This window comes from Geopseudomonas sagittaria, assembly GCF_900115715.1.
Lineage (GTDB): Bacteria > Pseudomonadota > Gammaproteobacteria > Pseudomonadales > Pseudomonadaceae > Geopseudomonas > Geopseudomonas sagittaria.
On the sequence record NZ_FOXM01000016.1, the window covers coordinates 53,529 to 78,614 of the forward strand.

20 protein-coding genes and 2 pseudogenes are annotated in these 25,086 nt (G+C 65.1%); 12 read left to right on the top strand and 10 right to left on the bottom strand.

The window, feature by feature from the left end:
* The first annotated feature begins 5 nt into the window (after window positions 1–5).
* The 6 genes from BM297_RS17350 to BM297_RS17375 are packed head-to-tail and all read left to right on the top strand — an operon-like array spanning window position 6 to window position 6,415.
* Entirely contained in the window at window positions 6–416 is a 411-nt protein-coding gene (locus BM297_RS17350; protein WP_092433790.1) for a TIGR03750 family conjugal transfer protein, read from the top strand.
* Complete coding sequence (locus BM297_RS17355) at window positions 413–1,054, top strand: PFL_4703 family integrating conjugative element protein (RefSeq protein ID WP_092433791.1); 642 nt, start codon at window positions 413–415, stop codon at window positions 1,052–1,054. The genes BM297_RS17350 and BM297_RS17355 overlap by 4 nt, the downstream gene beginning before the upstream one ends.
* Window positions 1,051–1,854 (top strand): TIGR03749 family integrating conjugative element protein, encoded by an 804-nt coding sequence (locus BM297_RS17360; protein WP_092433793.1) that lies wholly within the window; start codon window positions 1,051–1,053, stop codon window positions 1,852–1,854. The genes BM297_RS17355 and BM297_RS17360 overlap by 4 nt, the downstream gene beginning before the upstream one ends.
* On the top strand, window positions 1,844–3,316 hold the full coding sequence (locus BM297_RS17365) for a TIGR03752 family integrating conjugative element protein (protein WP_092433794.1): 1,473 nt from the start codon (window positions 1,844–1,846) through the stop codon (window positions 3,314–3,316). The genes BM297_RS17360 and BM297_RS17365 overlap by 11 nt, the downstream gene beginning before the upstream one ends.
* On the top strand, window positions 3,279–3,680 hold the full coding sequence (locus tag BM297_RS17370; protein ID WP_092433795.1) for a TIGR03751 family conjugal transfer lipoprotein: 402 nt from the start codon (window positions 3,279–3,281) through the stop codon (window positions 3,678–3,680). Before BM297_RS17365 ends, BM297_RS17370 begins: the two co-directional genes overlap by 38 nt.
* Window positions 3,680–6,415 carry a conjugative transfer ATPase gene (locus tag BM297_RS17375; protein WP_092433797.1) on the top strand — a complete coding sequence of 912 codons (2,736 nt, stop codon included), beginning with the start codon at window positions 3,680–3,682 and terminating at the stop codon, window positions 6,413–6,415. Before BM297_RS17370 ends, BM297_RS17375 begins: the two co-directional genes overlap by 1 nt.
* Window positions 6,416–6,483: 68 nt before the next feature.
* Here BM297_RS17375 and BM297_RS22390 read toward each other — a convergent pair.
* The 4 genes and pseudogenes from BM297_RS22390 to BM297_RS17390 all read right to left on the bottom strand — a co-directional run.
* Window positions 6,484–6,635: pseudogene (locus tag BM297_RS22390) on the bottom strand (recombinase family protein); the annotation flags it as partial.
* A gap of 463 nt (window positions 6,636–7,098) precedes the next feature.
* Window positions 7,099–8,592, bottom strand: coding sequence for an aldehyde dehydrogenase (locus BM297_RS17380; RefSeq protein ID WP_092433799.1), 1,494 nt, complete (start codon window positions 8,590–8,592; stop codon window positions 7,099–7,101).
* 179 nt (window positions 8,593–8,771) lie between these two features.
* Window positions 8,772–10,421 (bottom strand): thiamine pyrophosphate-dependent enzyme, encoded by a 1,650-nt coding sequence (locus BM297_RS17385; protein ID WP_217648278.1) that lies wholly within the window; start codon window positions 10,419–10,421, stop codon window positions 8,772–8,774.
* Between the two features lie 4 nt (window positions 10,422–10,425).
* A complete protein-coding gene (locus BM297_RS17390; protein WP_217648279.1) occupies window positions 10,426–11,718 on the bottom strand; it encodes an MFS transporter in 1,293 nt (430 codons plus the stop codon).
* Between the two features lie 276 nt (window positions 11,719–11,994).
* Here BM297_RS17390 and BM297_RS17395 point away from each other — a divergent pair, with 276 nt between their 5' ends.
* Entirely contained in the window at window positions 11,995–12,900 is a 906-nt protein-coding gene (locus tag BM297_RS17395) for a LysR family transcriptional regulator (protein WP_175526683.1), read from the top strand.
* A gap of 37 nt (window positions 12,901–12,937) precedes the next feature.
* On the opposite strand, the gene BM297_RS17400 is transcribed toward BM297_RS17395, so the two are convergent.
* The 6 genes from BM297_RS17400 to BM297_RS17425 form a co-directional block, all read right to left on the bottom strand.
* Window positions 12,938–13,435 carry a RidA family protein gene (locus tag BM297_RS17400; RefSeq protein ID WP_245768292.1) on the bottom strand — a complete coding sequence of 166 codons (498 nt, stop codon included), beginning with the start codon at window positions 13,433–13,435 and terminating at the stop codon, window positions 12,938–12,940.
* Window positions 13,436–13,474: 39 nt separating this feature from the next.
* Window positions 13,475–13,873, bottom strand: a complete 399-nt coding sequence (locus tag BM297_RS17405; protein WP_092433808.1) for a c-type cytochrome — start codon at window positions 13,871–13,873, stop codon at window positions 13,475–13,477.
* Window positions 13,874–13,889: 16 nt separating this feature from the next.
* The gene (locus BM297_RS17410) at window positions 13,890–15,494 is read right to left on the bottom strand and encodes a flavin monoamine oxidase family protein (protein WP_245768288.1); all 1,605 of its coding nucleotides are present in this window, start codon (window positions 15,492–15,494) and stop codon (window positions 13,890–13,892) included.
* Window positions 15,495–15,594: 100 nt separating this feature from the next.
* A complete protein-coding gene (locus BM297_RS17415; RefSeq protein WP_092433812.1) occupies window positions 15,595–16,938 on the bottom strand; it encodes an amidohydrolase in 1,344 nt (447 codons plus the stop codon).
* Window positions 16,939–16,957: 19 nt separating this feature from the next.
* The gene (locus BM297_RS17420; protein WP_245768289.1) at window positions 16,958–18,268 is read right to left on the bottom strand and encodes an OprD family outer membrane porin; all 1,311 of its coding nucleotides are present in this window, start codon (window positions 18,266–18,268) and stop codon (window positions 16,958–16,960) included.
* Between the two features lie 230 nt (window positions 18,269–18,498).
* Complete coding sequence (locus BM297_RS17425) at window positions 18,499–19,800, bottom strand: M20 family metallopeptidase (protein ID WP_092433816.1); 1,302 nt, start codon at window positions 19,798–19,800, stop codon at window positions 18,499–18,501.
* Between the two features lie 475 nt (window positions 19,801–20,275).
* On the opposite strand from BM297_RS17425, the pseudogene BM297_RS17430 reads away from it, so the two are divergent.
* From BM297_RS17430 to BM297_RS17450, 5 genes and pseudogenes are all read left to right on the top strand, one after another.
* A pseudogene (locus tag BM297_RS17430) lies at window positions 20,276–21,528 on the top strand (transposase).
* A 293-nt stretch (window positions 21,529–21,821) separates the two neighbouring features.
* Window positions 21,822–22,046, top strand: a complete 225-nt coding sequence (locus tag BM297_RS22395; RefSeq protein ID WP_394328024.1) for a diguanylate cyclase domain-containing protein — start codon at window positions 21,822–21,824, stop codon at window positions 22,044–22,046.
* 382 nt (window positions 22,047–22,428) lie between these two features.
* A complete protein-coding gene (locus tag BM297_RS17440; RefSeq protein WP_092433820.1) occupies window positions 22,429–23,391 on the top strand; it encodes a TIGR03756 family integrating conjugative element protein in 963 nt (320 codons plus the stop codon).
* A gap of 8 nt (window positions 23,392–23,399) precedes the next feature.
* The gene (locus tag BM297_RS17445; RefSeq protein ID WP_092433821.1) at window positions 23,400–24,779 is read left to right on the top strand and encodes an integrating conjugative element protein; all 1,380 of its coding nucleotides are present in this window, start codon (window positions 23,400–23,402) and stop codon (window positions 24,777–24,779) included.
* Window positions 24,776–25,078, top strand: coding sequence for a hypothetical protein (locus BM297_RS17450; protein WP_092433822.1), 303 nt, complete (start codon window positions 24,776–24,778; stop codon window positions 25,076–25,078). Before BM297_RS17445 ends, BM297_RS17450 begins: the two co-directional genes overlap by 4 nt.
* Window positions 25,079–25,086 lie beyond the last annotated feature (8 nt).

The window sequence follows — 25,086 nt, forward strand, 5'->3', positions numbered from 1 at the left end:
CGACCATGCGCGACGAGATCCAGCACCTGGAGGACGGCACCCTGGGCTTTCTGCCGGAGCGGCTGAACCGTGACCCCACGGTGCTGCGCGGCCTGACCAGCGACGAGATGTGGGTCGCCCTGGCCGTCGGCGCAAGTTGCGGCCTGCTGCTGGGCATCCCCCTGGCGCTGGTCACCTCGGCGCTGGCCATGCTGCCAACCAGCATGATCGCCAGCATGGCGTTGACCCTGTTCGCCAGCAGCAGCCTGCTGCGCCGGGCGAAACGGGCCCGCCCGGAAACCTGGCTGTACCGGCGACTGCAGTGGTCGTTGGCACGGTACGGGGCTATCGGCCGCAGCGGGCTGATCCTGCACTCGGGTGCCTGGACGGTTCGCCGCACACGCCGGCATCAGCCACACGGGAGGCTGTACCCATGAGCCGCTTCAAGAACAAGGTGGACGACCAGCAGGCGCATATTTTCAGTCTGCGTGCGGCGGTCGGACTGCTGGCCGTGCTGTGCGCCGCCCTGTGGTTCGGCTGGCAGACGGCACCGCGGGACCTCACCGTGCATGTGCCGCCGGATCTGCGCACTGGCAGCGTGCGCAAGTGGTGGGATGTTCCGCCAGAGAACATCTATGGCTTCGCGCTGTACATCTTCGGCCAACTCAATCGCTGGCCAACGGATGGCGAGAAGGACTATCTGGCGGCCATCCATCAACTGCAGTCCTATCTGACGCCGTCCTGCAAGGCCTTCTTCGAAGGCGACTACCAGTACCGCAAGGCCGCCGGCGAGCTGCGCCAGCGGGTGCGCGGGGTCTACGAGATTCTCGGCCGCGGCTACAGCGACGATCCCGAGCTGCGCGTACAGCAGCTCGACCAGGACAGCTGGCTGGTCAATCTGGATATCAATGCCGACGAGTATTACGCCGCCGAGCCGGTGAAGCGCGCCGTGGTGCGCTATCCGCTGCGGGTGGTGCGCTACGACCTGGACCCCGAACGCAACAAGTGGGGGCTGGCCCTGGACTGCTACCAGGGCACGCCGCAGAAACTCAAATTGCCGGGAGAGGCGCCATGACCCGCGTTCTGCTCTGTCTGCTGCTGGGTCTGGCGAGCGGCCTGACCCAGGCTCTCGAACTGCGCCACTGGCAACGCCTACCACTGGCCGTGCCGCTGGTAATCGGCCAGGAGCGGGTGATCTTCGTCGATCGGGCGGTGCGGGTCGGCCTGCCGGCGGCCCTGGCCGGCAAGCTGCGCGTGCAGTCCAGCGGCGGCGCCCTGTATCTGCTGGCCAGCGAGGCCATCACCCCGACCCGCCTGCAACTGCAGCTCACCGACAGCGGCGAAGTCCTGCTGTTGGATATTGCGGCCGAGCCCGGCAACCAGGCGCTGGAGCCGCTGCGCATCGTGCTGCCAAAGGCCGCGCCGGACCCGGTGGATACCGCGCCCGTGGCTGGCACAACACCAACCCCGATCCCGGTGGCGCTGCTGCGCTATGCCGCCCAGCAGCTGTATGCCCCGTTGCGCACGGTGGAGCCGCTACCGGGCGTGCGCCCTGCCAGTCTGCGCCTGCGCGGCGAGCTGGCGACACTGATGCCGACCGATCCTGTGACGGCAACACCCTTGGTCGCCTGGCGACTGGATGACTATTGGGTCACGGCGGTGCAGCTGCGCAACCGCACGGCGGATGTAGTGACCCTCGACCCGCGCCGCCTGCAGGCCCGGCTGTACGGGACCAGCTTCCAGCATGGGAATCTGGGCCCGCACGGCACGCCCGAAGACACCACGGTCGCCTATCTGCTCACCCGTGGCGGAGGACTGGAACAGGCGCTGATCGCGCCCCAGCCGAAAGCGCTGGAGGCTGACGATGAACGCTAATGTCCTGCTCAAATGGCTGGTTCCCGCGCTCCTGCTGGGCGTGGCGCTGATCCTCGGCAGGGGCTGGATGGGCAGCCCGGCCAGCAGCCCCGTCGCTGACCAACCGCAGCAGCCCGGCCTGTCTGCTGCCGAAGCCCAGGCCTTGGGCATTGCCGGCGACACGCCGAACGATACCGTCGCCACCCTGGTCGGCCAGGTGAAGGCGATGCGCAGCGAGCTGCTGGGCATGAAGCAGGCCAACGGCGAACTGCAGGAGGAAAACAACCGCCTGCGCCATCGGGAAAACGGCATCGACACGCGCATCGACTCGGCCCTCAATGGCCTCAAGGCAACCGCCAGCGCCGAGCGCCAGCAGGCCGACGAAGCCCGGCGCAAGTCCGAGGAAGAGAACCGCCAGGCCCGCGGACTGCTACAGCAGCTGCAGGCGCAGTTGGAACAGTTGGGTAACGGGCCGGACCATGACCTGCCGATCGGCCTGGGTCTGCGTCCGGGAGATGGCGAGCAACTTCCCCAGTCAGCCGAACCTGCGCTGATGTGGATCGAGCCGAGCGACCGGCTGGCCACCGGCAGCGACGTGCCGAGCGCAAGCACGGCGCTGCCGGGCTCCTTCACACTCGGCGACAGCGGCCAGCAACAGCTGCGCAGCATTGCCCGGAGCGAGAAGCCCCCAGCGCCCGACGAGATGACCGCCGCCGCACAACCGGTCTACACCATTCCAGAGAACGCCACGTTGCTGGGCTCGGTCGCCATGAGCGCGCTGATCGGCCGGATACCGGTGGACGGTACGGTCAATGACCCCTACCCGTTCAAGGTGCTGGTCGGTGCCGACAACCTGACCGCCAATGGCATCGAGCTGCCGGATGTGGCTGGCGCGGTGATGAGCGGCACCGCTACCGGCGACTGGACCCTGTCCTGCGTGCGCGGCCAGATCGAGTCGATCACCTTCGTTTTCCATGACGGCACCGTGCGCACCGTGCCGCCACCCCAGGCGGTGGTCAGCCGCAACCAGAGCACGCCGGCAGGCGAGACGCAGCGCATCCGCGGTGGCCTCGGCTACCTGTCCGACCCGCAGGGCATTCCTTGCATCGCCGGTGAACGCCGCTCCAACGCCCGGCAGTACCTGGGCAGCCAGAGCCTGCTCACTGCGGCCGGCGCCGGGGTCGCAGCCCTGTTCGGTAGCGACGAGCAGCAGTCCAGCGGGGTGTTCAGTTCGGCCGGCGGCAGCCTGGGACTGAGCAGCAGCTCGGGTAACAGCGCCCTGCACAGCATCCTCAGCAGCGGCGTCAGCGATCTGCGCGAATGGGTCAACCAGCTGTATGGCGAGGCCTTCGCCGCCATCTATGTGCCACCAGCCGCCCGGGTGGCACTGCACATCGACCGCGAACTCACCATCGACTATGCCCCTACCGGCCGGAGAGTCAGCCATGAAGCCCAGCGTATGCACACACCTGATCTGGATTAGCCTGTTCGGCCTGCTGGCCGGCTGTGCCAGCGACACGGCGCAGCTGCTGCCTCCAGGCGAACACGATATCCAGGCCATCTGGAACGGCTCCGCCGGCCGCGGCAGTCCGCTGCAGCAGGCCCGCCAGGTGCTGCGCCGGCCGCTGGAGGCCGAGCCGCTGGCGCTCGAGGCGCCCTACAGCCGCAGCGCTGCCAACGAGATCCGCAGCCAGTTTCCGCGCCTGCCCAATCCCGACCTGCTGCTCTACGTCTACCCGCACCTGGCCGGCAGCGAACAGGCGCCGGTACCCGGCTACACGACGGTGCTGCCCTTCTACCAGAAAGTGCAGTACGCCCTGCCAGGCGAACGGCTGGAGGACTATTGATGATCCCGAGGAAACCCTGGCGCCACTCCGGCCGACGCCGCGCCACCCAGGCTGACGAGCAGGCGAGCTACGCCCATGGGCCGAGCTTCACCGACCATGTGCCCTGGGTCGAATACCTGGAAGACAGCCGCTGCTTCCTGTTGGAGGACAACCGCTCGGTCGGCGCGCTGTTCGAGCTGCAGCCGATCGGCACTGAAGGCCGCGAGCTCGACTGGCTGATGCAGGCCCGCGACGCCATCGAGGATGCCCTGCAGGACAGCTTCGACGAACACGACAGCACGCCCTGGGTGGTGCAGTTTTTCTGCCAGGACGAGTGCGACTTCAGCCCCTACTTGCAGCAGCTGCGCAGCTATATCCGCGAGCCGGCCCGCGACAGCGCCTTCAGCGCCAGCTACCTGGCGATCATCCAGCGCCATCTACAGGCCATCGCCAAGCCGGGCGGACTGTTCGACGACACCGTGGTCACCCACCTGCCCTGGCGAGGCACCCAACGCCGGGTGCGCCTGGTCATCTACCGCTGGCTGGAAAGCGAGGACGATCCGGGCGGCACGCCGGAGCAGCGGCTGCACCAGGCCTGCGAACGGCTGACCAACGCCCTGCTGGCCTGTGGGGTGCCCTCCCGGCGCCTCGATGGCCGCGACTTCTACGCCTGGCTGCTGCCCTGGTTCAATCCGGCACCCGGCCTGAGCGCCGAGTGCCCGGCAGACTTCTACCGTCGCGTGCCCTACCCAGAGGCCGGCGAAGACGACTCGCTGCGGCTGCCGTTCGATCACGACTTCGCCGAGCGGCTGTTCTTCAGTGAGCCGCGCTCGGACGCTGACAAGGGGCTGTGGTATTTCGACGGGCTGCCCCACCGGGTCGTGGTGGTGGACAAGCTGCGCCGCCCGCCACGCATCGGCCAGCTGTGCGGCGAGCTGCCCAAGGGCGACGCCCTCAATGCCCTGTTCGACCAGTTGCCGGAGGACTGCGTGCTGAGCCTGACCCTGGTGATCAAACCGCAGGACGCGCTCGAGGAGCAGCTCAACCGTCTGGCGCGCAAGGCCATCGGCGAGAACCTGGCATCCAGCCAGACCCGCGAGGATGTGGAGCAGGCCCGCACCATCCTCGGGCGCCAGCACAAGCTGTACCGCGCGACTCTGGCCTTCTTCCTGCGCGGCAAGGACGAGCAGGAGCTGCGCCAGCGCAGCGTCGTCCTGAGCAACGTCCTGCTTGGCGCCGGCCTGCAGCCGGTGCGCGAAGGCGACGAGGTGGCCGCCTGCAACAGCTATCTGCGCTGGTTGCCGATGGTCTACCAGCCCGACCGCGACAAGCGCGACTGGTACACCCGTCTGCTGTTCGCCCAGCACCTGGCCAATCTGGCCCCAGTGTGGGGGCGCAGTTGCGGCACCGGTCATCCAGGCATAACCTTCTTCAACCGTGGCGGCGCACCGCTGAGCTTCGATCCGCTGTCGGTCCAGGATCGCGCCATGAACGGCCACCTGCTGCTGTTCGGTCCCACCGGCGCCGGCAAGTCCGCCACCCTGGTCGGCCTGCTGATGCAGGTGATGGCCGTGCACCGGCCGCGGCTGTTCATCGTCGAGGCCGGCAACTCCTTCGGCTTGCAGGCCGACTATTTCGCCACTCAGGGCCTGAGCGTCAACAAGGTGCAGCTCAAGCCCGGCAGTCCGGTCAGCTTGGCACCCTTCGCCGCCGCCCGGCGCCTGGTCGAGGAGCCGGCACTGCTGACCATCCTGAACGAAGACCTGCTGGATGAAGAGCCGGCCGCCGGACAGGATGAACAGCGCGACATCCTCGGCGAGCTGGAAATCACCGCCCGCCTGATGATCACCGGCGGCGAGGCCAAGGAAGAGGCTCGCCTGACTCGCGCCGACCGCAGCCTAATCCGCGAATGCATCCTAGCCGCGGCCCGGCAGGCCGTGGCCGACAACCGCCAGGTGCTGACTCGCGATATCCGCGATGCCCTGCTGGCTTGCGCCGGGGACGCCAGGCTGCCGGACAAGCGCCGCGACCGCGCGCAGGAAATGGGCGAATCCATCGACCTGTTCTGCCAGGGCTTCGAGGGGCAGCTGTTCGACCGCGAGGGCACACCCTGGCCGGAAAGCGACGTGACCTTGGTCGACTTGGCTACCTATGCCCGCGAAGGCTACGAAGCTCAGCTGTCGATCAGCTACATCAGCCTGATGAACACGGTGAACAACATGGCCGAGCGCGACCAGTACCTGGGGCGGCCAATCATCATGGTCACCGACGAAGGCCACATCATCACGCGCAACCCGCTGCTCGCGCCATTCGTGGTCAAGGGCACCAAGATGTGGCGCAAGCTCGGCGCCTGGTTCTGGCTGGCCACGCAGAACCTGGCCGACTTTCCCGACGCGGCGCAGACCATGCTCAACATGATCGAATGGTGGGTGTGCCTGAACATGCCGCCGGCGGAAATCGAGGAAATCGCCCGCTTCCGCAAGCTCACTCCAGCGCAGAAGGCCCTGCTGCTGTCGGCCAGCAAGGAGCCGGGCAAGTTCACCGAGGGGGTGGTGCTGTCCAAAAAGCTCGAGGCCCTGTTCCGCGTGGTGCCGCCCAGCCTGTTCCTCGCCCTGGCAATGACCGAGGCAGAAGAGAAGGCCGAGCGCTGGCAACTGATGCAGGAACACGACTGCAGTGAACTGGAGGCCGCGTTCCACGTGGCCAGGCGCATCGACCTTCAGCGCGGGATCCTGCTGTCGGGTGCGGTCAAATAAGGCAGCTTCACATGTTCAGGACCGTTACAGCCTGCCTATAGGGATTTGGTGAACTGACAAGACGTACCGGCGCCAAGCTGCGGTCGCTGCGAATTCTTGCCGGAGGCCTTGTCGGTGAACAACCTACCCACCCGGCACATTCCAACGGCTGCTCCAGGTTCTGGTCGGGGGTGCTGACCCGTAACCGTTCCGCTGTCCGTGCATGCGGCCTCTGGAACAAACATTGCCATACCGATCTTGTTCACGTGTTGGCCACATGACACGATCTATAAATTGAATCCTGTAGCGATTGCACTGCATGTCGAACGCCTCCGATACCGAACAAGCCGCCCCCCTTCAACGGGGGCGGTTTTTCGTGACGCCTTCCGCCTCCTTTGCATCCTTTTAGAGGGCAGCACACTCGCCACTGAGGGCGAAGGCGCCGATGGATTTGACCGGATTTTTCACGGAGAGCCATGACAGGCTGGAGGCCCGCACCTAGAATTCAGGGGCGCAAGACCACACCGTCGGCAATTAAGAAGTCTCCACGGCACAAGCCACAAATATCTTAACTCCAGCTCGGCTGGCATAGATGGCAAGATCAAGGCCACATAAATCAAGTACGTCGATCACCACGGGCTACATCTGAGCACCTAGGCTCCCGCTTGCGCGGGAGTCCCAGGCGGGTGGCTTTCAGCGTTTCCCTAAAGCTTTATCCAAGTGGCCTTGAGCTCGGTGTACTTGTCGAGGGCATGCAGCGACTTGTCGCGGCCGTTGCCGGACTGCTTGAAGCCGCCGAACGGCGCGGTCATGTCACCGCCGCTGTACTGGTTGATCCACACGCTGCCGGCGCGCAACGCCTTGGCCGCCAGGTGGGCCTTGGACAGGTCTCGGGTCCACACTGCGGCAGCCAGGCCGTAGGGACTGTCGTTGGCGATGCGCACGGCCTCGTCGAGATCGTCGAAGGGAATCACCGCCAGCACTGGGCCGAAGATCTCCTCGCGGGCGATCTTCATGGTGTTGTTCACGCCGTCGAACAGAGTCGGCTCGACGTACACCCCACCGCTTTCCTCCAGCACGCGGCACCCGCCGCAGCGCAGGGTGGCGCCCTCGGCCTTACCGGCGGCGATGTAGCCAAGCACGCTGTCGAGGTGCTGGCGGTCGACCAGCGCGCCGACCATGGTCGACGGATCCAGCGGGTGGCCCGGTCTCCAGGTCTTGAGGGCCTCGACCACCATGGGCACGAAGCGCTCCTGGATCGAGCGCTCGATCAGCAGTCGCGAGCCGGCGGTACACACCTCGCCTTGGTTGAAGGCGATGGCGGCTGCGGCGGCCTGAGCGGCTGCCTGCAGATCCGGGGCATCGGCGCAGACGATGTTGGCGCTCTTGCCGCCGGCCTCCAGCCACACGCGCTTCATGTTCGACTCGCCGGCATAGATCATCAGCTGCTTGGCGATCCGGGTGGAGCCGGTGAACACCAGGGTGTCGACATCCATGTGCAAGGCCAGGGCCTGGCCCACGGTATGGCCGAAGCCCGGCAGCACGTTGAACACACCGGCTGGGATGCCGGCCTCGACCGCAAGGGCGGCGACACGGATGGCGGTCAGCGGCGACTTCTCCGAGGGCTTGAGGATCACCGAGTTGCCGCTGGCCAGCGCCGGGCCGAGCTTCCAGCAGCTCATCATCAGCGGGAAGTTCCACGGCACGATGGCGGCGACCACGCCGATCGGCTCGCGGGTAACCAGGCCGAGCTGGTCGTGGGGGGTCGGCGCCACCTCGTCGTAGATCTTGTCGAGGGCCTCGCCGCTCCAGCGGATGCACTCGGCGGCGGCGGCCATGTCGAGGGCCAGGGCGTGGGCGACCGGCTTGCCCATGTCGAGGGTTTCCAGCAGCGCCAGTTCTTCGGCGTGCTGCGCGATCAGGTTGCCGAAACGGACCATCGCTTGCTTGCGCTCCCCCGGGGCCAGGCGCGACCACACGCCGGAGTCGAAGGTGGCGCGGGCATCGGCCACCGCGCGCTCGGCGTCGGCAGCGGCGCAGCTGGCGACCTGGCCGAGCAGACGGCCGTCGATCGGGCTGAGGCAGTCGAAGGTGTCTCCGCCGACGGCGTCGACGTATTCGCCGTGGATGAAGGCGCGGGTCTCGATGGACAGCGACCGGGCACGTTGCTCCCAGTCGGCGCGGGTCAGGGTGGTCATGGGGCTGTTCTCTCGGGAAGGACGTGGGGGCGGTGGTGCACTTGTCGGGGGCCGGGAGCCGGAATGCGGTCGAAAAAAGTGGATGAGGGCATCTGCGGCAGACGCCGCCGATGCCACCCATCCAAGAGGGCCTTTCCTAGCAAAGGGCTCCTGCGGCACGACGAAGGTCGAGCCGCCGGTTACTGATGGAGATCGCTCATCCGAAGCTCGGGACTGATGATGTCCTGCGCAATGCGGATCTCGATGATGCTGACCAACCCCGAGGCGCGCGCGCGCTCCAGGGCGCCGGCGAACTCCTCGGTGCGCTCGACCACCTCGCCGTGGCCGCCGTAGGCGCGGGCGTAGGCGGCGAAGTCCGGGTTGACCAGGTCGGTGCCGCTGACCCGGTGTGGATGGTGGATTTCCTGGTGGGTGCGGATGGTTCCGTACATGCCGTTGTTGAGCACGACGATCAGCGGCGCCACGCCGAGGCCACGGGCCACGGCGATTTCCTGGCCGTTCATCATGAAGCAGCCGTCGCCGGCCACCGACAGCACCTGGCGGCCCGGCTGGGCCAGCGCCGCGGCGATCGCTGCCGGCACGCCGTAGCCCATGGAACCGTTGCGCGGCGCCAGCTGCGACGGGTAGCCGGTGAAGCGCATGAAGCGCCCGGCCCAGCCGGCATGGTTGCCCGCGCCCCAGGTGACGAGGGTGTCCTCCGGCAGGCTGGCCTGCAGGTGGCTGAAGATCGCGTTGAGGTCGACGTCGCCGGCGATCGGCGCCGGACGGCGGTACTGCTCACCCGCCTCGCGCAGGGCGCGGGTGCGTTCGGCCCAGACCGGCTGCTCGCCCGGCTGCAGGTCGGCCAGCGCAGCGGCGAAGTCGGCGACGCTGGCGGTGATGCGCCGCGCCCGCGGGTGGGCAGCGCCCAGGGCGTTGTGGTCGGGCAGCACGGTGACCAGACGGGCAGGGTGGCCATGCACCGGCAGCAGCGCCCAGCTGTCGGTGACGATGTCGCCCAGCGGCGAGCCTATGCCGATCACCAGGTCGGCGTCGCGCATGGCCTCGGCGAGGGTCTGCGCGCGGCCATAGCCCAGCGAGCCGACGTAGCTCGGCGAGCGCTGGTCGATCAGGTCCAGGCAGTTGAAGTCGACGGTTACCGGCAGCTGGTAGCGCTCGGCCCAGGCCTGGATCTGCCGGCTGGCGGCCGGGGTCCAGCCGCCACCGCCGAGCACCACCAGCGGGCGGGCGGCGGTGGCCAGCAGCGAGGCCAGCTCGTCCATGGTTTGCGCGGCCGGCACGCTCGGCTGCACGCTGATCGAGTCGGTGGCCTGGACGGCGACGCGGTCGCGCAGCATGTCTTCCGGCAGGCCGATCACTACCGGCCCCGGGCGTCCGGAGCGGGCGATGGCGAAGGCGCGGGCGACCAGTTCGGGCACGCGCTCGGCGTGCTCGATCTGGAACACCGCCTTGGCGGTGCTGCCGAACCAGCCGTCGAGATCGAACTCCTGGAACGATTCGCGGTAGGTCTCGGCGCGCGGGATCAGACCGACGAACAGCACCAGCGGCACGCTGTCCTGCCAGGAGGTGTGGATGGCGACCATGGCGTTGGCCGCGCCCGGACCGCGGGTGACCATGAACACGCCGGGCTTGCCGGTGACCCGCGCATGGGCGTCGGCCATGTAGCCGGCGCCGCCTTCCTGACGGCACACCACCAGCTTGATCGGCGCGTCATGCAACGCGTCCAGCACCTCCAGATAGCTTTCACCGGGAACACAGAACGCGGTATCCACACCTTCGCGGAGCAATTGCTCGACCACGAGCTGACCGCCACTACGCAATTCCGTCATGGTCTCATTCTCCAACTGCTTTGCTTGCATCATCTTTGATCACTTTCATGGCCAGGAGCGTCCCGATCAGGGACACGAGGGAAATCGTCGCCAGCAACGATGCCGGCCCCCAGGAGGCGTTGTCCGACAGCATCAGGAACCAGGTGGCGACGGCCGGCATGAAGCCGGCGATCAACCCGGCGAGGTTCGCCGACAGGCCCAGGCCGCTGTAGTGCAGGCGGGCGGGGAACAGCTGGGTGAGTAGCGCGCCGATCGGGGCGTAGGAAATCGACGACAGGCCGACGCCGCAGACCATCGCCAGCATGATCAGGCCGTTGTCCCGGGTATCGACCAAGGCGAAGATCGGGAAGGCCAACGCCAGGCAAATCACGTAGCCCAGCGCCACGGTCTTGCCTGCACCGATGCGGTCGGCCAGCTTGCCGGCCAACACCAGCACCACCATCTGGGCGACGGCACCGATGGTTAGCCCCTGCAGGATCACCGTGCTGGGCATGCCTAGGGTGCGGGTCACGTAGCCGATCATGAAGGTGGTGATGATGAAGAAGCCGGCGTTGCCGAACAGGTAGGCGGCGATGCCAATCGCCAGGCGGCCAGGTACGCTGCGGAACACCTCGACCACCGGTAGCGACTCGGTCTTGTTTGCGGCAGCCAGCTTGCGGAACTCCGGGGTCTCCTCCACGTTCCAGCGCAGCCATACGGCCAAGCCGACCAGCACGATGGAGACTAGGAACGGCACGCGCCAGGCCCAGTCGAGGAAGGCGTCGCCGGGCAGCGAGGCGGCCAGCGCCACGGCGCCGGAGGACAGCAGGGTGCCGGTGGGCGCGCCGAGCTGGACGATGGCAGCGTAGAAGCCGCGGCTCTTCTTCGGCGCATTCTCGAGAGCCAGCAGGGTCGCACCACCCCACTCGCCGCCGGTCGCCACGCCTTGCACGGCGCGCAGCAGGGTGAGCAGGATCGGCGCGACTATGCCCGCCGTGGCGAAGGTCGGCAGCACGCCGATCAGTGTGGTGGCCACGCCCATCAGGGCGATGGTGATGACCAGCGCACTGCGCCGACCGTACTTGTCGCCGATATGGCCGAAGATGACCGCGCCCACCGGGCGGGCGATGAAGCCGACGCCGAAGCTGAGGAAGGCGCCAATCATCGATAGCGACGGATCGCTGCCTGGGAAGAACAATGGCGCGAAGACAATCGCTGCCATGGTGCCGAACAGGAAGAAGTCATACCATTCCAGCGCAGTGCCGATATAGGCGGCGGCGGCAATTTTGCGTAGCGAAGCTGGCTTGGATGTTTCCACTGCTGCAGACGCCGTCAGTTCGTGAGTACTCAATTGGAATATCTCCGATTTCTTAATTATTAGCTGGAGAGCGACTATCCGCCGCGCGGCGAAAATTTCCGCCTACTGGAGTCAACCCGTAATCGTTATTCGCCCAAACTTCCGAATGATTCGGGCGACTCTCACGGATTGCCTGGTTAATTTCCGTCATGACATTGAAAAGACTATGGGTCACACTCCATAACGTCCAATGCCGATTTTCTTGCCTGTCCATGCTCTTCTGATATGCTTCGATGCATGAACATACGTCGCATCGAATGCTTCCTGATGGTTGTGGATACCGGCACGGTCACCGCCGCGGCTGGCCAGCTGTTCATGGCGCAACCGGCCCTGAGTCGACAGCTGCAGACGCTGGAAAGCGAGCTGGGCTTCAAGCTGTTCGACCACAACCGCAACCGGCTGCAGCTGACCCCGGGCGGACGCGAGTTCGTGCCCATGGCGCGCCTGCTGCTGAGCAATGCACGCCTGGTGCAGGCTGGGGCGAAGAACATCGCCACCGGGCACATCAAACGCCTGCACCTGGCCGCCACCCCGGCCACCATACGCGGCCTGGTGGCACCCTTCCTCGCTACCCTGCCGCCCTCAGCTCCGCTGATCCTGACCCACGAAGCCGAGCACTTTCACATCCATGATCAGCTGCGCAGCGGCATCGATCTGGTGATCTCCCCGGCCCCTTGCGGCGAAGAGTTCGCCAGCCAGTTACTCGGCATGATTCCGATCAAGGCCTACGTGCCCCAATCCCATCCCTGGGCGCAGGCCGGCCGCACCGCGATCAACCTCGAGGAACTGCTCACCCAGCCGCTGATCCTGCCCAGCACGCACAGCGTGAGCCGGGTCGAACTCGATCTCGCCGTCGCCCGTGCCGGGCTGCAATACAGCTCCGTGGAGGAATGCGACGAGGCGCATACCATCCAGGCCCTGGCGGTGAGCGGGCATGGCGTGGGGATCGTCACCGACCGACCGCGCTACGGCGCCTATGGCCTGCACATTCAGATCAGCGAACGCGGCGTCCTGGGCGTGACCCTGCACGCCGCCTGGGACCGCCAGCACTACGGCACCGGGATGCTGGAGACGCTGGCGGAACAACTGCGCACCTACCTGTCTACGGCACGGCAGCTACCGCTGAACGAGCTGGGCGAGTAGCCCGCAGGGACACTACCCGCCGCAACCGCAGCCCGCCTCAGGGACGAACGGCGGTTACCTCGATCTCTACCAGCCAGGCCGGATTGACCAGTCCGGCGACCTGCATCACCGAGCGCGCCGGCAGCTTGGGCTGTGCCTCGGTACCGAAGAACTGGCCATAGCCCTTCATGAAGCCGGCGAAGTCCATCTTGCCGCCCTTGGTCGGATCGCCGACCAGGAATACCTGCATCTTGACCACGTCCCCCATGTTCAGACCGAGGCTCTGCAGGGTCTTGTCGATGGTCTTGAACACGCTGACGGTCTGCGCCTCGGTGTCACCGTAGGCGGCCAGGCTGTCGGCCGGGGCCTTGGCGTCGATCGTCACCGGTACGCTGCCGCTGAGGTTGACCACGGTCGCCGTGGCCGGTACTTCGACAGCCAGGGCGATGGGGAAGCTGGAGTTGGGGATCTTGTGGCGGATTACTGCATCCGCTGCGTTGGCCTGGGTGGCCAGCAGGGCGCCGGTCAGGGCGGCGCCGGTCAGGACGTTCTGCATGAGCTTGTTCATCGTTTGGAGTTCCTTGGTTGGGGAAGGTCAGCGCCGGGTGACGTTCCTGACGTCCTGCAGCGTGACCGGTTCGGTGTACTGGTTGCCGAAATGGCTACGGATGTAGCCGACCACCGCAGCGATCTCTTCATCGCTGAGGCTGGACTTGAAGGCAGGCATGCCCGACTGGCCATTGGCGACCATGTAGATCGGATAGGCCGCGGCGGCCAAGCGCGGGTTGTTGGCCAGCGCCGGGTAGGCGGCGGCGCCCTTGGCCCCCTGGCCCTGGTCCATGTGACAGGCCTGACAGATCGTGTGGTACAGCGTTTCGCCGTCGCGTTGCGCCTGCTGCCCGGCAGTCGATACCGCCACCGCGCTGTCGGCCTGGGCCTGCGCAGTGAGCAGGCCGCCGAGCGCCAGCGTGACTATCAATCGAGGTGTGTTCATCGTGATTTCCTTGCGCTTAGGCGGCGGTCTGTCTGGCCACAGCATGGCGATGCAGGCGGCTGATGGCATCTTGGGCAGAGAGAATGGCGCCTTCCTGCCAGGCCGGGAGATGCGACACATGCTCGCCAGCCAGGATCAGGCGACCGTCGATCTGACACAGGTTGTGGTAATGAGCCTTGCGCGCTTCGTCGCTCCAGACGCCATAGCAGCCATGGGTCCACGGTACCCGATGCCAACCCACGGCAATGCCGTTGTCGAACTCCTCGCGATACTGCGGGTGTAGTTGACTACCCTGCTCGAGCGCCTTCTTCACGCGCATCTCGGGGGACATGGCGGTGAATTCAAAGGCATCTTTGCCTTGCCAGACATAGCCGCCGAGCAGCACGCCCTTGCCAGAGCTGCCGTAGTCGCAGTTGGGATAGCCGATCTGGCCAATCGGTGCATCGGTGTAGCTGATGCCACCGTAGATCCGCTCGTCCTGCTCCCAGAAGCGCCGCTTGAACTGCAGGCCGATTTTCGCCGAGGCGCCATAGGGCACCGCACGGATGGCGTTTTGCATCGGAGCGGCAACATCGACCTGCAGCTGGCTGAGAATTGACAGTGGCAGGGTACAGACGCACCAGTCGGCCTTTTCCTGCCTGGTGCCGCCGCTGCCGGTGGTGTCCTCATAGGTGACGGTGACACCGCTGTCGTTTTGCTGGATGCGGGTGACCTTGGCGTTGTAGCGAACCAGGCCATCGATCTGCTTGGCAAACGCCTGGGCAATCATGTCCATGCCGCCGACCGGCTGGAAGATGCTGGTCTGGAACTCATGCAACTGGCCGACCATGAGATACAGCCATAGGCCTGACTGCAGCAGCGCCTGGCGGTCGAGGAGGTCGGAAGTGACTGCCTCCGGCATCAAGCCGCCGCCGGCATCGACCGCGAAGCCCCGGCGCATGCTGCTGCCTATGGACTTGATGTAGTTGTTGCTGTCATCCAGGCCGGCCCAGACACGCAGGCTTTCCAGCAGCTTTTCGCGGTCCTCGGCGCTAACCGGCTGATCCAGTGCGCCCTGCTTGACCGACTTGCTCAGCAGCTCGGCGATGTGCCCCTGATAATCAGCCTGTACTTCGCGGTAGCGCTTCGGCTGGCCGTTGAACGCCCGGCTGGAGTGCAGCAAGGCGTTGTGGTTGACCTGGATGAACGGCTCGAGCCTGACCCCGAACTTGCCGCAGTAATCGAGGATGGCATGGTGGTGGTAGGGAATCCGCCACGGGCCGGGGTTGAAGTACAGGCCCTGGTCGAACCGGCAGTCCTGGCTGGTGCCGCCCAGCTCGGTGTAGCGGTCGCCGCCGCGCAGAGTCCAGCAGCGTCCGCCGGCCTTGGCGTTGTACTCCAGCACCTTGACCTTGTAGCCGGCCTTGCGCAGCTCGTAGGCCGCAGTCATGCCGGCCAGGCCGGCGCCAAGCACCAGCACGCTGGCGCCGGCAGGGGCGGCACTCAGTTCGAAATGGCCCTTGTAGCTGGATTCGCCAGCAAAACTGAGGGCGGTCATGGCCTGGTACATGGCCGCCGCACCCGCTGTCTTGCCGATCCACGCCAAGAGCGTACGCCGGCTCAGACCTGTGGACTGTTCCATAGATAACCTCTGCACATCTGTGATTCAGGCAGGGCCTTACGCCGCTGGAAGACTGCTGCCAATAAGGTGATTTCTCGCCTCCGTCAAGAGGCAAAGCCGCTCAGGATTTGTTGCGCGCAGCCGCCAGTTGCTCTGCCACCTGCGGATAGCGCAGGACGAACTCGACATGCGCCCGCACGCCGGTCTTGAGAGTGGCGTCATCCACCGCGAAGAACGGACTGTGGTTGTTAGCCGCCTTGCTCATCTCCACGCCGGCGGGTGTGGCACCGAGGAACACGAACAGGCCAGGCACCTTTTGCGCGTAATAGGAGAAGTCCTCGCTGCCGGCGCTGGGTGAACTTAGCTGCCCGACCTTGCCGTCAGCGGCCTTTTCCAGCGCCGGCAGCATGGCCGCAGTGAGCGCCGGGTCGTTCATCGTCACCGGTGCGTAGTTGGCCAGCTCCACCTTGGCCTTGGTGGCGTTGGCCTCGGCGATGCCCTCGACCAGCGGCGGCAGGTGGCTGTGGATACTGTCGCGGATGCCCGGGCTGTTGCTGCGGATGGTGCCGGTCATGCTCACGGTTTCCGGGATGATGTTGCCGGCACTACCTCCCTGAATGGTGCCGACGCTGACCACGCCCATGCCTTCGCGCAGGTCGACCCGGCGGCTGACCAGGGTCTGCAGGCCGTTGACGATCTGCGCGCTGGCGACGATTGGATCGGCACCGGTCCAGGGCATCGAGCCGTGGGTCTGTTTGCCGGTCACGGTCACGCGGAAGCCGTCGGCGCTGTTGAGGGCGGCCCCCGGCTTGTAGCGAACCTCCCCGGAGGGCATCTGAGCCATCACATGGATGCCGAAGATGGCCTCGACCTTGGGCTGGTCCAGCGCGCCGTCCTTGATCATATGGCGGGCTCCGTAGATCTGCGTCTGGTCGAAGAAGTCGATGTCCGCCGCACCTTCCTCGGCCGGCTGGAACAGGAACACCACGGTGCCGGCGATTCTGTCCTTGTTCGCCGCGAGCACCTTGGCGGCGCCGAGCAGCATGGCGGTATGGGCGTCATGGCCACAGGCGTGCATCACCGGCACCTCCTTGCCCAGGTAAGTGCCGCGCGCCTTGCTGGCGAACGGCAGGCCGGTCTGTTCCTCGACCGGCAGCGCATCCATGTCGGCGCGCAGCGCTATGGTCGGCCCTGGACGGCCGCCTTCAAGGACGCCGATCACTCCGGTCTTGGCCACCCCGGTGCGCACTTGGATACCCAGCTCGCGCAGGTGTTCGGCCACCAGTGCTGCGGTCTTCACTTCCTGGTTGCCCAGTTCCGGATGCTGGTGAATGTGATGGCGCAGGTCGATGACCTCCCGTTCAACCGCATCGGCAGCGGATTTGACCCAGTCGCTGGAGGCCGGTGCGGCGGACACAGCGCCGGAAGCCAGCATGATTGAAAGCAACAGTGAATTGAATTTCATCAGTCAGCCTCGCGCGGGGTCAGAACAGCTTGAAGGGGAAATTGGAGACGATGCGCAGCTCGTTGAAGCTGCCGTCGCCCTGGTTCTGGCTGGCGCGGTGCTGGACGTATCCGGCGGTGAAGTTGGCGCCCTTGATCGGCCCGGACTGCACGGCATAGCTGAGCATACCGGCCACTTCGTGATGGTCGAGGTCCTTCTGGCCCAGGCCGAACGCGTAGAGGCCGCCGGCACCGCCGCGGTAATGCGTGCCGTCGATATCCCAGCCCTTGGCGTACCACACCGTGGTAGTCAGCCCCGGCACGCCCTGGGTGGTCCAGTCGTACCCGTAGGTCAGGCGCAACGACTTCTCGTTCGGCCCGTTGTATTCGGAGACCAGCGCGTTGGCCAGGTTGATGGCGTTGGAGTCGCGCACGTAGTCGAAGTACTCGTCGCCGTCGATCTGCTGCCAGGCCAGGGTGACCGAGTGCCCCTGATACATGGAGGTGAAGGCCAGGCTGTAGGCGTGATTGTCAATAGGGCCGCCCTTGGCGCTGCCCGAGTCCTCGGTGAAGTAGTAGTTGGCGGCGAGGCGATGGCGCAGCGGACCGTCGCCGAACTCCTGGGAAGCGCCCAGATAGTAGCGGTCCCAGATATCCTCAAGGTTCGAGTACCAGGCTGAATACTGGCCGCCTGCCCAGGGTTTGTAGTCGAAGCCGGCGAAGGACACCCGGTCGCTGGTGATATCGGCCAGGGTGTACTGGGTTCTGAGCTTCTCGCTGCCCGCACCCACCCGCGGGCTGGCACGGTCGAAGGACCCGACTTGGATGTACAGGTTGCGGAACTCTTCGCTGGTCAGGGCGAAGCCTTCGTAGGTCGCCGGCAGGGCACGGGTATCGGAGAAGCTCATCACCGGATTGCGGACGTTGAAACGCCCGGCCTTCAGCTCGGTATTGGAAACGCGCATCCTGATGTCGGCGATGCCCACCTTGCTCCAATTGGCCACCACATCGCCGTCGTCTTCGGTCAGGGTGCGGTTGCGCCCGCCTGCTACCGCGCCCTTGCCGCTCTCCAGGGCGAGGGCATTGAAGGCCGCCACATCCAGACCGAAGCCCACCTGTCCCTGGGTATAGCCGGAGCTGTATTTGAGGATCGAGCCCTGCACCCAGGTGTTGCGATCGTGAGTGCGCTCGACGCCCCAATCCTTGCGGATGGCGAACGCGCTGCTGTTCTTCGCAGCTTCCCGCGCATACCAATTGCGGGTACTGAAGGTAAGGCTGTCTTCCTCGAAAAAGCCTCCGGCCAGTGCCTGCTTGCTCGCGGCAGTCTCGGCGTGCGCCGGCAGAGTGGACATAACGGCACACGCCAGACACGCGCCACCGACGACATTTACCCTATTCATAAAACCACCTTGTTAGTTTTATTAAAATTCATGAACAGGCAGAAAATTAATATTGCCTATTGTTTTTATTGTGCGCAGAGAGCCGCAGCGGACTGGCTTGAATTGCCTGTCCACTCGATATCCCGACGATTTGATTAGAAGCTCAGGATTACACCTGAACCGATACTCTCAATTGCCGTCAACTATTCGGGCAACTTGTTAAGTCCGCACCAGCGCGCCATGAATATGGCCAGAACCGCAGCCACCTCCATCATGCTCTGGATGGAAACCCACTCGTCGATGCCGTGGATGGAGCCACCAACCGGGCCGTAACAGGTGGCCGGGATGCCGCCATACAGGTTGAAGAAGCGCGCATCGGTGGTGCCGGTAAAGACTAGGCGCGCTGCCTCGCTACCGACCACATCGAGGTGTGCCTGCTCCAGGTCGCGGATTACCGGGTCGTTCATGTCGACCACGCAGCCTTCGGCCTGGAAGCCCTGGTAGGTGACTTCGTACTGGGAGGATGCCGCGTGCGGACTCTGCTCGAAGGCCTCCTTGAGCACCGCCTCGACCTCGGTCTTGATCTCCTCGCGGGTGCGTCCCGGGTAGAAGCCGATGCGCACGTCGATGCAGCATTCCGAGGCCACCGAAGAGGTCCAGTCGCCGCCCTGGATCTTGCCGAGGTTGAAGTTCACCGGATGGCGGTGCTGGCTGTAGCAGGCGTGACGCGACTCGGGCTGATTCCACCTGGCTTCCAGCTTCTTCAGCGCATGGAACAGGTAGAGGGCAAAACCGATGGCATCGGTGCCGTCCTGGGCCATGGCTGCATGGGCCGGCACGCCCATGACAGTGATGCCCAGCCACATCACGCCCAGCTGGCAGGTCATCACCCCGCCGACCGGCTCGGGAATGATCGCCGCATCGGCGGTGTAGCCTTCCACCAGGCAGGCCAGGGCGCCGTTGCCGGTGCACTCCTCCTCGACCACCGACTGCAGGAACACCGGCGCGGCTGGCTCGTAGCCAGCCTGCTTCAGCGCCTGGAGGGCGATCGAGTAGGCGACGATGCCGGCTTTCATGTCCGACGAGCCGCGGCCGTACAGGCGGTCGCCTTCGACCCAGGCCTCGAAGGGCGGGCGGGTCCACAGCTTTTCGGTGCCTACCGGCACCACGTCGACATGGCCGTTGAGGATCAGCGATTTGCCCCGGCGTCCCCCCTGCGGCTGGTGCACGCCAACCACGTTGGGGCGGCCGTCATAGGACACAAGGGAGGGCGAATAGCCGGGGTGGTTGCGGATCTTGTCCTCGTCGATGTCGAATCGCTCCACGCGCAGGCCGAGGCGGTCGCGGAACACGCCTTCCATGTAGGCCTGAGCCGAGGCTTCCTCGCCCAACAGTGAGGGCTGCTCGACCAGTTCGCCCAGCATCTGCACCGCATCGTCGCGCAGCGCTGCCACACACTTGAGGATTTTCCCTTCGGCCAGCTTAATACCCGCTTCAATCGTCATGACATTGCAACCTTGGATATTGAGAATCGAACGAACTACAAGGACGTCTCTTTCTCGGCATCAATCGCGCTCGTGCCAGCTCCGCTCAAGGGAGGGGAAACCGTCTTTGGGCAGAGCCTAGGGCGGCCATAGATCTACAGTCCAATACCAGTTTTTGCTGATTTCCATGCCAAGATTGCATACTTGAGGCCAGCGGACGTCATCAGGAAGAGGCCCGGATCGACGCAACAGCTATCTGTCGTTCGTTTTGCTGCGAGCGGCATCGAGAAGACCTTCATCTCATTCCCGATCAGGAAAGTTTGCTTGTATTCGCGCACCTTCTCTCAAATATTTTCCCGATCGGAAACCCTTCGAGCAGACCATGATTCACATCGACTCCGCACAAGTCCTCGGCGCAGTCCTGAGAGGCTGTGAAAAAAACCACCGAACCTGCGCTCTGCGAGAATAGGCGCAGGATTTGGACCGGAGGCAAGAAATGACAGGCTCAGGTGGCGAGTTGTTCGACGATCTACCTATTCCAGACTCACGGCCTGCGCCGCCCCGCAAGGCTGCGGCGGCGCGTGTGCAGCGCCCGAACCGGAATCAGATCGAGCTGCGCCCCAGCGATCTGGAGAGTTTGCTTTCGGAGGATCACCAGGCGCGGCTGGTGTGGGGCTACGTCGAGCGGCAGGACCTTTCGCCGTTGTACGCCGGGATCAAAGCGGTGGATGGCGGCTGTGTGAAGCGCATGATGCCTATCGCTGGCTGTGCGGCGGGGTGCAGGTGAACCACCACACCCTGTCGGACTTCAGGGTCGGACAGGGCGCTTTTCTGGATCGTTTGCTGACCGTCAATGTGGCCAGTCTGCTGGCTACGGGTACCGTGACCATGAAGCAGGTAGCGCAGGACGGCATGCGCGTGCGTGCGCACGCCGGCGCCGCCTCGTTCCGACGCAAGGAGCGACTGCAGCAGTTCCACGCGCAGGCCCGCCAGCAGGTCGAGGCCCTCAAGCGCGAAGTGCGGGACGATCCGGCGGCCACCGAGCGACGCCAGCAGGCGGCGCGCGAGCGTGCCGCGCGGGAGCGCGAAGAGCGCATCGCCAAGGCGCTGGCCCAGTTGCCAAAGGTCGAGAAGATCAAGCAGGCACAAGGCAAGCCGGCCAGCAGTGCCCGGGCCTCCACCACGGATGCCGAGGCCAGCGTGATGAAGATGCCCGACGGCGGTTTTCGCCCGGCCTACAACGTGCAGCTGGCCACCGACACGGCCAGCCAGGTGATCTTGGGCGTGGATGTCGTGACCCGCGGCAGCGACCTGGGCCAGCTGGCGCCGATGGTCGAGCAGCTCGACGAGCGTTACGCGCGCCGTCCGCAGGAGATGCTGGTGGACGGCGGCTTCGCCAAGCATGACGACATCGAGCGCCTGGCGCCGACCACCACCGTGTATGCCCCGCTGCCCAAGCCCAAGGACGCCGAGCGCGATCCTCATGCCGCCCTCCCAGACGACAGCGAGACCATCGCCGCCTGGCGGAAACGGATGGGCACAGATGAAGCCAAGGAGATCTACAAGGAGCGCGCCGCCACTGCCGAATGCGTCAACGCCATCGCCCGCAACCGCGGCTTGCAGCGCTTCAACGTGTGCGGGCTGGACAAGGTCAAAAGCGTGCTGTTGTGGTACGCGCTGGCGCATAACCTGATGCGCATGCTTGAGCTGGCGCCTGGGGTGCTGCTGGGTATGCCGGCGATGACCTGAGAGGGCCGCGGGCCGCAGCAACCTGGGCAAAACGCACCGTTATGCGTCTCGGCCCCCCACCACTGCGGCCCGGACAGTGCAAAAGTGCGCGAAGCGGAGAATCCCGCATGTTCCCCCGCATCGCGGCACAGCAGGCTTCAGAATCTAAAAATTCACAACCTCTGAGAGCAGCACGGAAGCAGCTAGGCCTGACGTAGTCCGATCTGCCGTTGGCGCAGGAGTTGGCGAGCGCTTTTTGTTCGAGCTGGAGGCCGGCATCATGATGCCGGCTGGGCGGTGACGAGTTCGTCCTGCTGCTTGAAGACCTTTCCGCGCCTGACTGCACGGAGATCGTTGCCGCCAAGCTGACCGCCGCCATGCAGGCGGAATTTGTCGTCAAGGGCCTGCACCTGCAGGTTTCCACCAGCATCGGTATCGCCCTGTACAAGCCTGGCATGTCGGTCGACGAGCTGGTCAGGCAGGCAGGCCAGGCGATGCATCGAGCCAAACATGCGGGGCGGAACTGCTTTCGATACTGACCTCATCAAGTTCTTTCTTATCGCAAGATTGGGAGCGACTGAACGTGTGGTGGACGAGACCGCGCATCAGATCAAAGCGGCTCAGCTCAGGCATGATTGCAACAAGAAACCGGTCAATCCTCCTGCACGATGACGATCACACGGGCGCAAATAAATTCTGGGCTATAAGCCGTGCGTGAGCCAGGCTCCGTGGGCAGCTTCTACCAATGAGGGCGCAGCCATTCGTTGCGACCACTACCGACCCGAACCCTGCCCCCCCCCAAGACCACCGACAGCAGCCGAACCGCCCTATAAATCGACGCCCCGTTGTCGATTATTCCATTGGAATCCTCCATCCAACGATCAATCCTGCCCCGACGCTCTTCTGCATCGAGGCAACGTCATGTCCCGCCCATGCTCCCCCGACCAAAGCCCTGCAACTGCGCTACTGAGGGTCAGTCGTGCATGTCTTGCCAGTCTGGCTCTTCCTCTGCCCGCCTTTGCCCTGAACACCGCCAGCATTGCCAGCTCAGTGCTGTCGTCCAACTGCCTCGAATACAAGGTAGTGGGAGTCTGTTTCTGGCTGTTCTGCACCTCTACAGGCTGCGACGTGCGGACATCGGTCAAGGTGAGGCACTTCATTCCGGAGCTGGTCGTCTCCAGCTATGCCACCACAGGCAGCAATCCCTGGATCGAGATGGCCTCTCTGTCATCGCCCATAGTGGGAGCCGAAGGAGGCGGCAACCTGATCACGCCCAGCACTCGGCGTGACAACCTGCCCCGATTCAAGAACACCGATGCTATCGGCCACCCGAGCGGCTGGGCCTCCACGCAGCTCGCCTCCCGGTCCGGCTATGCCTGTGCTAGCGGCGGCACGGCCTTCCTGCCCTACTTCCTCAGCACTCTGGATACCCTGGCCTGGCGCCATGGTGTGCCGGAAAACCTCTACCCGGAGTCGCTCATCCCCGGGCAGCGCGAGATCGGCAGCCAAACCGGCGGAAACATGTGGGGCAACGTCTATCCCCGCCAGGGCTTTCTGGTCCAACCCGATGACTTCAAGGCCGCGGCGGTGATGGCGCAACGTACCGCCGATGTCGTCACCCGCGACGGCCAGCCCCATGTCTACCTACCACTGACTCCCGACGCCTCCGCCGGTTACTGGCCACCTGCAGCAGTGATGGAGAACCAGACCGGGAACCACAAGTGGCAACTGCTCTACCCGGTCATGCAGAACACCTGCGCAATTTTTCCCAGCGATGCAGTACAGAGCGAGGACGGCGGCTATGCCTGGTCGCTGTGGCGCCCCTACAGCTGCTGCCAGCGCCGGGGGCAACTCTTTATCGGCAGCATCAATTTTGCCCAGTGAGGTGGATCATGAAATCTATGCTGCCTGCTCCCAAGATCTCCCGCAGCCTCTGCCTAGCCATCATCCTGTGCTCCGCAAGTGCCTCGGCGGCAAGTGACTACCGTCTGGGGGCCAGCGGCGAAGTACTGGATGACCGGGTGCTCTACACCATCGGCGGCGGTTCGGCCGTGGGTTCGCCCAGCACCCTGTACCGCCCCGGCGGCCTCGGCGTTGGGTTGTCCTGGCAGGCCAATCTGATGTGCGGAAACATGAGTCTGGAAACCACCCTGGAGAACCAGCTGAACGGGCTCACCAACGGTTTCCAGCAGATTATGGGCAGCATCGTGCAGAACGCCACCCAAGCAGTCATGTCACTGCCGGCGCTGATCATCCAGCGTTCCAACCCCGGGCTGTATGAGCTGCTAAGCAATGGCGTCCTACAGGGACGCATTGACTTCGATCGCTCCAAGCTAACCTGCCAGGCCATGGCACAGAAGATGGCCGACACCATCGACCAGGGAAGCTGGGGGGCCTTGGCTAAAGGCCAGGAAATGCAGAGCAACCTGGCGCAGAGCCAGGATGCGGTGAGCGTGGTGCAGGGCACCGAGCGCAACAACGGCAATCAGGGAGTGACCTGGATCGGCGGCAACAAGGCCGGCGGCACAGGACAACAGCCGATCCGCGTCACCAGCGATGTGGTGCGCTCCGGCTACAACCTGCTGCATGGCCGAGCCGTCACCGAAAGCGCGGCTCTCGTCGGCAACGACTGTGATGACACGGCGCTCTGCCGGACCTGGAGCACACCGCAGGCCGCTACCGACTGGGCAGTACGCGTGCTGGGCGAGACCGAAGTCGCGACCTGTGACGATTGTGAGACCCGGCGCACCACTGCCGGGGCGGGTCTCACGCCCCTGATCCAGGAGGCCTTTACCGAGCATCTGCAGGCCTTGCAGGCGCTGCTCGATGGCTCGACACCGATCAATGCTGACAGCCTGGCCGCCGCCTCGAGCCCCATGCTGCAGGTCAGTCGCGGGGTGATCGAGGCACTGCGCGATGATCCCGATCAGGATCTGCTGGCCCGGCGTCTGGCCAGTGAAGTCGCGCTATCCAGCGTGATCGATAAGTCGCTGCTGCTGCTGCGCACTCTGCTTGCCGGCGGGCATGAGCCCAACGTCGAGTCGGCCGAGCCCGCACAGAAGGCCCTGGCGAAGAACATTGACACCTTGGAGCGGGAAATAAGCACCCTGCAGATCGAGATGCAGATACGCCAGACCCTGGCTCAAAACACCGCCCGCTGGGTGCTGGAGCGTCAGGAAGCCGTCAGCACAGCGTCACGTGCCGTGCAACAGGCCGATCCCGAGCCGCAGCGCCTGAAGGAGGCTGACCGCTCCCAGAGTACCAACCCATGAAGCGGCACTGGCTGACTCCCGTGACTCTGGTTTTTTGCCTGCTGCTGGTGGCACTTCTGCTGATCCAGCTGGGCATCGAGCGCCTGGATCGCGTGGCTGAGTGGAAGCAGGCACTTGAAAGCGCCGGTCATTACCTCCTGCTATGGCGCCTGGGTCTGTATGCCGCCATCGCAGGGCTATGGCATCAGGTTGACCGGCGCCAGACACAGGCAGCAGCACAAACGCAGTGGCGGCGCCTGGGCCTGCTTAGCGCAGTGCTGATCGCCTGGATCGAGATCAGCCGCTCCGGACTCATCTGAGGACTTGC

Excerpts from the sequence above, each read along its gene's own strand:
- BM297_RS17375 (WP_092433797.1), top strand. The coding sequence starts at position 3,680 with ATGATCCCGAGGAAACCCTGGCGCCACTCCGGCCGACGCCGCGCCACC.
- BM297_RS17415 (WP_092433812.1), bottom strand. The coding sequence starts at position 16,938 with ATGAAATTCAATTCACTGTTGCTTTCAATCATGCTGGCTTCCGGCGCT.
- BM297_RS17370 (WP_092433795.1), top strand. The coding sequence starts at position 3,279 with ATGAAGCCCAGCGTATGCACACACCTGATCTGGATTAGCCTGTTCGGC.
- BM297_RS17400 (WP_245768292.1), bottom strand. The coding sequence starts at position 13,435 with ATGCAGAACGTCCTGACCGGCGCCGCCCTGACCGGCGCCCTGCTGGCC.
- BM297_RS17395 (WP_175526683.1), top strand. The coding sequence starts at position 11,995 with ATGAACATACGTCGCATCGAATGCTTCCTGATGGTTGTGGATACCGGC.
- BM297_RS17355 (WP_092433791.1), top strand. The coding sequence starts at position 413 with ATGAGCCGCTTCAAGAACAAGGTGGACGACCAGCAGGCGCATATTTTC.
- BM297_RS17405 (WP_092433808.1), bottom strand. The coding sequence starts at position 13,873 with ATGAACACACCTCGATTGATAGTCACGCTGGCGCTCGGCGGCCTGCTC.
- BM297_RS17420 (WP_245768289.1), bottom strand. The coding sequence starts at position 18,268 with ATGTCCACTCTGCCGGCGCACGCCGAGACTGCCGCGAGCAAGCAGGCA.
- BM297_RS17425 (WP_092433816.1), bottom strand. The coding sequence starts at position 19,800 with ATGACGATTGAAGCGGGTATTAAGCTGGCCGAAGGGAAAATCCTCAAG.
- BM297_RS17385 (WP_217648278.1), bottom strand. The coding sequence starts at position 10,421 with ATGACGGAATTGCGTAGTGGCGGTCAGCTCGTGGTCGAGCAATTGCTC.
- BM297_RS17450 (WP_092433822.1), top strand. The coding sequence starts at position 24,776 with ATGAAGCGGCACTGGCTGACTCCCGTGACTCTGGTTTTTTGCCTGCTG.
- BM297_RS17350 (WP_092433790.1), top strand. The coding sequence starts at position 6 with ATGCGCGACGAGATCCAGCACCTGGAGGACGGCACCCTGGGCTTTCTG.
- BM297_RS17360 (WP_092433793.1), top strand. The coding sequence starts at position 1,051 with ATGACCCGCGTTCTGCTCTGTCTGCTGCTGGGTCTGGCGAGCGGCCTG.
- BM297_RS17410 (WP_245768288.1), bottom strand. The coding sequence starts at position 15,494 with ATGGAACAGTCCACAGGTCTGAGCCGGCGTACGCTCTTGGCGTGGATC.
- BM297_RS17380 (WP_092433799.1), bottom strand. The coding sequence starts at position 8,592 with ATGACCACCCTGACCCGCGCCGACTGGGAGCAACGTGCCCGGTCGCTG.
- BM297_RS17440 (WP_092433820.1), top strand. The coding sequence starts at position 22,429 with ATGTCCCGCCCATGCTCCCCCGACCAAAGCCCTGCAACTGCGCTACTG.
- BM297_RS17365 (WP_092433794.1), top strand. The coding sequence starts at position 1,844 with ATGAACGCTAATGTCCTGCTCAAATGGCTGGTTCCCGCGCTCCTGCTG.
- BM297_RS17445 (WP_092433821.1), top strand. The coding sequence starts at position 23,400 with ATGAAATCTATGCTGCCTGCTCCCAAGATCTCCCGCAGCCTCTGCCTA.